We start from the raw sequence: 10039 nt of genomic DNA on the forward strand, positions 1-10039 counted from the left end.
AACGCTTCGCTCCGACGGGATTTGCCCCTCCTCGGATCGAGGAGGGGCCTGGTAGTCAGGCACGTTCCCGATACGAAAACTGTCCGAAGTATTAAGGTTACAGGTTGGCAGGTTAAGACTTGATGCCAAGAACCCGCCAACCTGCAACTTGCCAACTTGCAACCCCTCACGCCGTCGCCTTCACGAGCAACTCCGTCATCCGGGCGACGAAGTCCGATGTCTGCGTCAACCCGCCATCCAGCAGCAGGGCGCCTTCGAAGAGTTGAAGGATGACCTGGTCGACCGTCGCGTCGTCGCCCTCTAGCTTCGCCTTCAGGTTCTTCATCACCGGGTGCGCCGTATTGATTTCCAGGATGCGGACGCCAGAGGTGAAGTTCTTGTCCATCATCTTCATCATGCGCTCCATCTGGACGTCCATCCCGCTATCGCCGACGACGAGCGTGACGGCGGAGTCCACCAGCCGGCGGGACTCCACGACGTCCTTCACGCGGTCGCCGAGGGTGACCTTGAAGCGGGCGATGAGCCGGTCCACATCGGCGCCGGCGAGGGCATCCTTCTGCTGCTCCTCGTCGGCTTTCAGGTCGATATCCGCCTTCTCGATGCTCTTGAGCTCCTTCTCTTTGTAGGCATTGATGTGCGGGACGACAAACGCGTCGAGCGGGTCGTCCATCAGCAGCACGTCGATGCCGTTTTTGCGGAAGTACTCGAGCTTCGGACTCCGCTCCAGCACATCACGGTGTTCGCCGAGGAGGTAGTAGATCTGGGTTTGATCCGCCGGCATGGCCGCGACGTAGCCGGCGAACGAGGCGTACTCGCCTTTCGGCGTCTTCGTGGATCCGAAGCGAAGCAGATCGACCAGCTTGTCCTTATTGGTGAAGTCGTTCCCCACGCCAAGCTTAAACAGCGGCCCGAATTCCCGGAAGAACTTCGCGTATTTCTCGGCCTCTTTTTCGGCCCAACCCTCCAGCAACCCGATGATCTTCCCGGTGAGGATCGTCCGGATCCTGGCCATCACCGGGCTATTCTGCGTCACTTCGCGGGAGACGTTCAGCGGCAAACTATCCGTCTCGACCACGCCGCGGACGAAGCGGAGGTACTCCGGCACCAGCGCCTTGCAATCGTCCTGGATAAACACCCCGTTGGCGTAGAGGTGCAGCTTCGTGGCCTCTTCCTCACGAAACATCCCGGGCGGGGCGTGTTCGGGGAGGAACAGGAGGGCACGGACGTTGACGACGCCCTCCAGGTTCAGGTGCAGATAGCCGAGCGGATCCTGGTAGTCGCCCGAGATGAACTTGTAGAACTCGTTCAGCTCCTCCGGCGTGATCTCGCTTTTGTTTTTGTGCCAGAGCGCCTTGACCGTGTTGACCTGCTCGTCGGCCACGTAGATCGGGAAGTCGACGAAGTTCGAGTACTTTTTGATGATCCCCTTCACCCGGTCGTCGCGCATGAACTCCTTCGCGTCCTCGCGGAGTTTGAGGACGATGGTCGTGCCGCGTTCGGCGCGGCCGGCGGGTTCGATCGTGAACGACCCCTCGCCGTCCGACGTCCACCGGAGCGCTTCGGAATCCGCGTCGGCGCCGAGGGTCTCCACCACGACCTCCTCGGCCACCATGAAGGCCGAGTAGAAGCCGACGCCAAACTGGCCGATGAGCTGGCCGTCGATGGGTTTGCCTTCTTTCTGGAGTTGCTCGAGGAACGCCTTCGTGCCCGAGCTGGCGACGGTGCCGAGGCGCTTGACGAGGTCGTCCCGCGTCATCCCGATGCCGCTGTCCTCGATCGTGAGCGTATTCGCGGTCTCATCCAGCGTGATACGGATCTCGAGCGGCGCTTCCGCGCTCCGCATAGCGGGGTCGGTCAGTTTTCGGAATCGCGCCTTGTTGAGTGCGTCCGACGCGTTGGAGATAAGTTCGCGGAGGAAGATCTCCTGATGGGTATAGAGGGAGTGGACGATCAGATGAAGCAGTTGCTTCATCTCGGCCTTAAAGGTATAGCGTTTGGCCTTTTCTTCCCGGGTCTCGGTTTCCACGGCAGTAGGTGTTTAGTCGGTTGAATAGTATGGATAACGCAAGGAGCCGGCCCGGATCGACCGACCCATAGTTCCAGGGAGAAGGTCGCTCACGAATGGTGCGGCGCCAGGTTCCCTCGCTAAAGCCGGCGCACGGCTTCATCATTACCCGCCGGGTTAACATTATTAGCAAGTTTTATCAACCTCTTAATGATATTGGTTGTGTTTTGTCGCATTCTACGACCTTCATCGGTTCCATGCCAACCCAACGGCGTACACCGGCATCCTTCCTCCTTCGACGGCTTCCTCAGAGCACGAACTCCTCCATGAAAACGCCCACACTTGGTGCCGCCGCCTGGCTATCGCTTCTCCTGGCCGGCTGCTCAGGCCCTACCCCTTCCCGCACCGCCTCCACGGAGCGGCCGGATGACAACCGTTTTACGCCTGTGGTCCTGGCCCAGGGCGCTTCGATGGACGAGCCCATGTCTTTCGAAGTCCTCGACGACGGCACGGTCTTCTTCATCGAACGGAAGGGCGGCGTAAAGCGGTACGATCCGGGGAGTAACGCCGTGATGACGGTCGCGATGATCCCCGTCAACACCAAATACACCAACGCCGAAGGCGTGGTGCGCGAGGCCGAGGAAGGGCTGGTGGGGATGACGGTTCATCCGGACTTCGAGCAAAAACCCTGGATTTATCTGCTCTATGCGGACCCCGCCGAGCCGAAACACGTCCTTGCCCGCTGGGACTATCGCGACGGTGCGCTCGACGAGGCGACGAAAAAAGTCGTCCTCGAGTACCCCGTCCAGCGTGAAGCCTGCTGCCACACGGGCGGCGGCATGACATGGGACGCGGACGGCAACCTGTTCATGACGATCGGCAACAACACGGGCAACTCCCAGATGTCGCAGACCGACGAGCGCCCGGCCCGCAGCAGCTGGGACGACCAGCGCGGCGCCAGCAACACGAACGACCTCCGCGGCAAGATCATTCGCATCCATCCGGAGGACGACGGCACCTACACCATCCCCGACGGCAACCTCTTCGCGCCCGGCACCCCGAACACGCGCCCCGAGATCTACACGATGGGGCACCGGAACGCATGGCGCGTGTCCATCGATAGCGAGACCGGCTACATCTACTGGGGCGAAGTAGGCCCCGATGCTTCGGAGGACACCGAGATCGGTCCGCGCGGGTACGACGAGATGAACCAGGCGAAAGGCGCCGGCTACTTCGGCTGGCCGTACTTCATCGGCGAGAATCACGCGTTTCCGTTTTACGACTTCGCGGCGGACTCGGCGCTGGCGCCGAAGGATCCGCTCAAACCCATCAACACCTCGGTCAACAACACGGGGCTTCAGGAGCTTCCTCCGGCGCAGCCGGCCTTTATCTCCTACCCGTACGGCGTCTCCGAGCGCTTCCCGGATGTCGGCACAGGCGGCCGCTCGGCCACAGGCGGCCCCATCTACCGGGCGGTCGACTTCGCCGGCGCCGCGCGCCCGTTCCCGGATTACTTCGAGGGGAAATGGATCATGGCCGACCTGTCCCGCGGCTGGATCATGGCGGTCACGATGGACGCGAACAGCGACTATGTGTCGATGGAGCGGTTCATGCCGGACTATAAGCCGGCCGAAATCATCGACATCAAATTCGGCCCCGAGGGCGATCTGTACGTCCTCGAATACGGCAGCCGCTGGTTCGCCGACAGCGAGGACGACAAGCTCGTGCGCATCGAATACAACGCCGGCAACCGCACGCCGCATGTTGTTGCCGGCGCCTCTACATCCGGTGGCAAGGTGCCGTTCGACGTCGTGTTGTCCGCCGAAGGGACGCAGGACTTCGACGGCGATGAGTTGACGTACCGTTGGGAGGTCGCGCCGCTCGCCGGCGGCGCTTCGCGCACGCTCGAAGGCCCCGCACCCACGGTGTCGTTCGACCAGGCGGGCGTCTATGTCGCCACACTCGAGGTGAGCGACCCCGCCGGCGCCACTAACAGTGCGTCGGTCCAGATCGTGGCCGGCAACGAGCCGCCGCGGATCGACGTCCGGCTCGCCAGCAACACCTCCTTCTTCTTCCAGGGGAAGCCGGTTGACTATACCGTTACCGCCAGCGACACGGAAGATGGCACGGTGGACGCCGCGGCCGTCGCCGTGAGCATCGACTATGCCTCCGAGGGCTTCGACTACGCCGAGGTGATCCAGGGCCAGCGCAGCGTCGACGCCTCAACGCGGTTTGCCGTGGCGAAGGTGCTGATCAGCAAGACCGACTGTGGCGTCTGCCACCAGCCGGAAGTCCGCTCCGCCGGACCGTCGTATGCCGAAATCGCCGATAAATACCGGGGCGACGCCGGCGCGAAGAGCCGCCTGGCCGAAAAAGTCCGCGGTGGCGGCGGCGGTGTCTGGGGCGAGATCGTCATGCCGGCCCACCCCGGCCTCACCTCGGCCGACGCCGCGACGATCGTCGACTACATCCTGAATTACGGCGACAAGACCATCCGCACGCTGCCGCTGTCCGACCAGTTCGTCCCGGTCCTGCCGGCGGACGACAACGGCCGCGGCTCTCTGCTCGTCCGGGCCGCGTACACGGACCGCGGCGCCGGCGACGTGCCCGCGCTGACGGCGGAAAAGCTGATCGTCCTCCGCAGCCCGATCCTCTACGCCGGCGACGCCGAGATCATGCAGGGCGCCCGGAAATCCGTGGGTAACCGCGGGGCCGGCCCGATGATCGTCCAGCCCAACACGGGGGGACACCTCGCCTTCCAGGGTATCGACCTGACCGGGGTGACGCGGGTTGACCTGGCCGCGACGGCGCGGACGCGCGAAGGCACCGTGGGCGGGAACGTGGAAGTCCGCCTCGGTAGCCCGACCGGTGCACTTCTGGGGCAGGATTCGGTGGAGGTGACCGAGTTCCGCTTTGGCGCGCCGCCGACCGCGACGGCGATCCAGCAAGCCGGCGGAGCCGCACAGGCCGCGGCTGCTCAGGGAGGTGGCGGCCGGCGCCAGCAAGGCCCCCAGGGGGTGCAGATCGCCGTGCAGCCGACTACCGGCGTTCACGACCTCTACCTGGTTTTTAAGAATGACGCCGCTCGCGACATCGACCCGCTGATGAACCTGACCGCCGTGACGCTCGTGGCGGAATAAGTCTAGGTATGGGGGGTATGGGGACGTTGAACGTTCAAACGTTTAACGTCCCTTCTACTTCACTTCCCACGTATCCCCGGCATTCAGCAGCGATTCGAGCGTGCCTTTGCCTCGCTTTTCGACGATGTCGGCGATTTGCTGGTGGAGCATCTCCTCGTAGGTGGGGCGGACTTCCTTGTAGAACACGCCGAAGGGCCGCGGCATATCGGGTTGCCAGAACATTTGCCCGGCGATGCCGGCCAGTTCGCGGCTGGTTTCGTCGTACACGAGGCAGTCCCCCACGGACCACGCGCCGCCTTCGAGGTCGATCACTTCTGTCCGGAAGCCGTCGAGCCGGATGCCCTGTTTGCCGTTGCTGAACGTCATGGGCTTGCCGTTTTCGAGAAAGATCGCGCGGGCCGGCTTGGTGGCTTTTTCGGTGAAGCCGAAGAAAGCGCCGTCGTTAAAGATATTGCAGTTCTGGTATATCTCGCAGAAGGATGCGCCCCGGTGTTCGTGGGCGCGTTTGAGGATGTCTTTCATGTGGTTCGGATCGCGGTCCATCGTGCGAGCGACGAACGTGGAATCCGCCCCAAGGGCCACGGCCACGGGGTTAAAGGGGTGGTCGATCGATCCGTACGGCGTGCTCTTGGTGACTTTGCCCTGCTCGGAGGTCGGGCTGTATTGCCCCTTGGTGAGGCCGTAGATCTGGTTGTTAAAGAGCAGGAGCTGAACGTTGACGTTCCGCCGGAGGATGTGGATGAGGTGGTTACCACCGATCGAGAGCGCGTCGCCGTCACCGGTGACGATCCACACGTCCAGGTCGGGCCGGCTGGTCTTGAGGCCCGTAGCGACGGCCGGTGCGCGGCCGTGGATCGAGTGCATCCCGTACGTATTCATGTAGTACGGGAAGCGGCTGGAGCAGCCGATCCCGCTGATGAAGACGATCTTCTCTTTCGGGACGCCGAGTTCGGGCATCAGGCGCTGGACGGTGGCCAGGATGGCATAGTCGCCGCAGCCCGGGCACCAGCGAACGTCCTGGTCCGTCTCGAAGTCCTTCCGCGTGAGCGCCGAGGCGCCGTCGCCGCCGGCGATGCCGGGCATCGTGGGCCCGGCGGGCGCCGGTTTGCCGGCGCCGGGGGGCAGCGAAGGTTTCCGGGCGGCCGGGGGCAGCGTGGGTTTGACGCCGCCGGGCGGCAACGTAGGTTTGCGGGGTTCCTGGGAATCTAGGTTATCGTGCATGGTCATGCGAACTATCAATTCGTAACGAGCCGGCGTACTGCTTCAGCTCAGGACTTCGTCTACCCGGGCGTTGATCTCGGACGCCTTGAAGGGCGACCCTTGGATCTTGTTCAGGCCGATAAACGGAAGGAGGTACTTGTCGCGTAGGATGCGCACCAACTGGCCGTTGTTCATCTCGGGCACGACCAGGTGGGTGAAGCGGGCGAAAATCGCCAGCAGGTCCGCTGGCAGAGGATTCAGGTGGCGGATGTGGATGCAGCCCACGGACTGCCCCTTCCCCCTCGCGCGGTCCACGGCCAGCTCGATCGAGCCGCGCGTGGAGCCCCAGCCGATGATGAGGAGATCGCCGGCCTCATCGCCATACACCGTCGTCGGCGGGATGTCGAGGGCGATCCGGTCCACTTTCTCCTGCCGCAGCTTCACCATGAACTCGTGGTTCGCGGGGTCATAGGAGACGTTGCCCGTCACATTCTGCTTCTCGAGACCGCCGATGCGGTGCTCCAGGCCGGCCGTGCCGGGGCGCGCCCAGGGCCGGGCAAGCGTCTCCGGGTTGCGGAGATAGGGCATGAAGACCTCCTCGCCGTCGACCGTCTGGTTGGGCTTGTCGATAAAACCCGGGTCGATATCCGGCAACGACGCGACATCCGGGATGAGCCAGGGAGCCGAGCCGTTGGCGAGGTAGCCGTCGGAGAGGAGCATGACGGGCGTCCGATACGTGATCGCGATCCGGCAGGCCTCGAAGGCCATGTAGAAGCAATCGCCCGGCGTGCTGGCCGCCACGATCGGGAGCGGCGCCTCGCCGTTGCGGCCGTACATGGCCATGAGCAGGTCACTCTGCTCGGTCTTTGTCGGCAGGCCCGTCGATGGGCCGCCGCGTTGCACATCGATGACGACCATCGGCAACTCGGTCATCACGGCGAGACCCATGGCTTCGCTCTTCAGGGCGATGCCGGGACCGCTGCTGGCGGTGATCCCCAGGACGCCGCCGAAGCTGGCGCCAATGGTGGCGCAGGCGGCGGCGATTTCATCCTCCGCCTGGAAGGTCATGATCCCGATGCTCTTGAACCGGCTGAGTTCGTGGAGAATGTCCGACGCCGGCGTGATCGGGTAGGCGCCGTAGAAGATGGGCAGCCCGCTTTTCTGGCTCGCCGCGACAAGCCCCAGGGCCAGCGCCTCGGCGCCCATGATGGCGCGGTACCGGCCCGGCTTCAGGCTGGCGGGGCTCACTTCGTAGCGGACGGCGAATTCCTCCGTCGTCTCGCCGTAGTGGTAGCCCTTTTTCAGCAGGTTGAGATTGGCCTCCAGGATTTGCGGCTTCTTGCTGAACTTCTTCTGGATCCAGTCGATCGCCGGCTCCATGGGGCGCGAGTAGATCCAGAGGCTGAGGCCGAGCGCGAACATGTTTTTGGAGCGATCGATCTCCTTCGTGTTCAGGCCGGAGTCCTTCAGCGTCTCCCGCGTCAGCGTAGTGAGCGGCACCTGGATCAGCCGGTAGGCCTCGAGCGAGCCGTTCTCCAGCGGGTTTTCCTTCAAGCCGGCAAGGTCGAGATCGCGCGCCGTGAACGACTCGCTGTTGACGATCACGCTCCCCCCAGGGCGCACGCGCTCGATGTTCACGGAAAGCGCTGCCGGGTTCATGGCCACCAGCAAGTCCACCTCGTCGCCCGGTGTGCGGATGCTGACAGATCCGAAGTGGAGCTGGAAGCCGCTGACGCCGTAGGTGGTGCCGACCGGGGCGCGGATCTCGGCGGGGAAATCGGGAAGGGTCGCCAGATCGTTCTGGGCGAAGGCCGTGGCCAGGGTAAACTGCGAACCGGTGAGCTGCATCCCGTCGCCGGAGTCGCCGGCGAAGAGGATGGTGGCTTCGGACAGCGACTCGACAGTTTTTGCGGGAGAAGAGACGCTCATAAGCGGCGATACGAATGGTTGAACGAACGCACTGGAACTCCTGCGTTTCAGTCGTCACGTAGAGTACGTAAGCGGCAAACGAATTGGTACTGGGTGCGGAGAAAATCTGCGAATCTGCATCCAAGCTTCAAAAATTGGGTTCCGGGATCGGAATGCATCGAGAACAAAGCGAATCTGGCGGACGTTGAGTAGCGCATCCGGCGCCATCGGCGCCCATCCTCCAGGCTCGCCACCGCTGCGCCATGACCCCATACCGGGCCACCACCGAAGGCATCGCGATCACCGTTCGTCCGGTTTATCTGGACCGCGAATCGGATTTCATCTCCAAGCGATTCGTCTTCGCCTACTTCATCCGGATCGAAAACCACTCGCTGGAAGATGTGCAACTCCTGCGCCGGCACTGGTTCATCCGCGAATCCAGCGGGCACGTCCAGGAAGTGGAAGGCGAGGGCGTCGTCGGCGAACAGCCCACCATAGGCCCCGGCAGCGTCCACGAATACAACAGCTTCTGCGTCCTCGCGGCCTTCGAGGGCACCATGGAAGGCACCTACCTGATGGAACGCGCGAGTGGCGAACGGTTTCGCGTGGCCATCCCGCTGTTTAATCTGCGGGCCGCGGCGAATTAAACGCTGACGCATAGGACCCTTGAATTGGTATCCTCGATCGCTTACCATTCCAATGAGTTTCGACAAGGAAAGGAGCCTATGCGACCCTCTCTCGTACTTGACCTTCAACGAAGTGCCGTCCGTGAAACCGTAAGCCGATTTCGGGTATCTAACCCGCGTGTTTTCGGCTCGGTGCTGCGTGGCACCGACCAGGAAGGGGGTGACCTCGATCTGCTGGTTGATCCGTTGCCCGGCACAACCCTGTTTGACCTGGGCGGCCTGCACTACGAACTGGAATCGCTGCTCGGCATCCCCGTCGATCTGCTGACGCCGGCCGACCTGCCGGCTAAATTCCGCGCCAGGGTGCTTGCCGAGGCCCGGCCGGTATGAGTGAGAATCGCCTCCTCGACTACCTCGACCACATGCGGCAGGCAGCGACGGATGCGTGCGCCTTCGTGGAGGGTCTGGAAAGGGACGACTTTCTTGAGGACAAGCGCACGCAACAGGCCGTCATCATGAGCCTTATCATCCTCGGCGAGGCGGCAACCAGGGTGATGGACAGCTACCCCGGGTTCACACAAACGCATGCAAACGTGCCCTGGCGTAACATGCGCGGTATGCGCAACCGCATCGCCCACGGCTACTACGAGATCAACCTCGAAGTAGTGTGGGACACGGTGCAAACGGCGCTACCGGCACTGCTGGATCAACTTCGTGTGGTACGCCTCGATGCGGGCGACGAAGATCATAATGCCCATGGGGGCAGACCATGACGGGTTGGACGATCGGCCGGGGGTTACGGAAGCGCCCGTGCTCTCCAACGCACACGTGCATCCCCTTCACCCCATCCGATGCACGCTGACGATGGCGTCCGGCGTCTTTAATTCGATCACGGTGTTGTTTTCGGCCAGGCGGAAGGCCTCGATCGTCGCCGGCAGCATCTCGCGCGGGGTCTGGAGCTGGAAAAGCGTATCCGCCACGACATGCCAGTCTTCGTTGGTCAAATGCACCTCGGCCTGCCCGTTCTCCGTCACGAACGGCGCGTAGTTGAGGACTTTCTGGAGGTGGTTGATGCCCTGTTTCTGGTGGAGGGATGGGTCCATCGGGGTTTGAGGGGTAAAGTTCGAGGTTTAATGTCGGGGGGTAATGCACGGAGTTGC

Annotated in this window: 8 protein-coding genes; 4 read left to right on the plus strand and 4 right to left on the minus strand. The window is 63.1% G+C overall.

Translation table 11 applies throughout. The features are described from left to right. Positions 1-166: 166 nt before the first annotated feature. Positions 167-2026, minus strand: a complete 1860-nt coding sequence (gene htpG / locus SH809_10770) for a molecular chaperone HtpG (GenBank protein ID MDZ4700178.1) — start codon at positions 2024-2026, stop codon at positions 167-169. 305 nt (positions 2027-2331) lie between these two features. On the opposite strand from htpG, the gene SH809_10775 reads away from it, so the two are divergent. Further along, a complete protein-coding gene (locus SH809_10775) occupies positions 2332-5145 on the plus strand; it encodes a PQQ-dependent sugar dehydrogenase (protein ID MDZ4700179.1) in 2814 nt (937 codons plus the stop codon). 54 nt (positions 5146-5199) lie between these two features. On the opposite strand, the gene SH809_10780 is transcribed toward SH809_10775, so the two are convergent. Then, positions 5200-6366 carry a 2-oxoacid:ferredoxin oxidoreductase subunit beta gene (locus SH809_10780; GenBank protein MDZ4700180.1) on the minus strand — a complete coding sequence of 389 codons (1167 nt, stop codon included), beginning with the start codon at positions 6364-6366 and terminating at the stop codon, positions 5200-5202. Between the two features lie 42 nt (positions 6367-6408). Continuing rightward, positions 6409-8274: a 2-oxoacid:acceptor oxidoreductase subunit alpha gene (locus SH809_10785; GenBank protein ID MDZ4700181.1), complete on the minus strand. Its 1866-nt coding sequence runs from the start codon at positions 8272-8274 to the stop codon at positions 6409-6411. 242 nt (positions 8275-8516) lie between these two features. Between SH809_10785 and apaG the strand changes: the two genes are divergently transcribed. The 3 genes from apaG (at position 8517) to SH809_10800 (ending at position 9652) form a co-directional block, all read left to right on the plus strand. After that, positions 8517-8900, plus strand: coding sequence for a Co2+/Mg2+ efflux protein ApaG (apaG, locus tag SH809_10790; protein ID MDZ4700182.1), 384 nt, complete (start codon positions 8517-8519; stop codon positions 8898-8900). A 78-nt stretch (positions 8901-8978) separates the two neighbouring features. Further along, positions 8979-9269: a nucleotidyltransferase family protein gene (locus SH809_10795; protein ID MDZ4700183.1), complete on the plus strand. Its 291-nt coding sequence runs from the start codon at positions 8979-8981 to the stop codon at positions 9267-9269. After that, entirely contained in the window at positions 9266-9652 is a 387-nt protein-coding gene (locus SH809_10800) for a DUF86 domain-containing protein (GenBank protein MDZ4700184.1), read from the plus strand. The genes SH809_10795 and SH809_10800 overlap by 4 nt, the downstream gene beginning before the upstream one ends. 66 nt (positions 9653-9718) lie before the next feature. On the opposite strand, the gene SH809_10805 is transcribed toward SH809_10800, so the two are convergent. Continuing rightward, positions 9719-9982: a hypothetical protein gene (locus SH809_10805; GenBank protein ID MDZ4700185.1), complete on the minus strand. Its 264-nt coding sequence runs from the start codon at positions 9980-9982 to the stop codon at positions 9719-9721. Positions 9983-10039 lie beyond the last annotated feature (57 nt).

Source organism: Rhodothermales bacterium, from assembly GCA_034439735.1.
GTDB lineage: Bacteria > Bacteroidota > Rhodothermia > Rhodothermales > JAHQVL01 > JAWKNW01.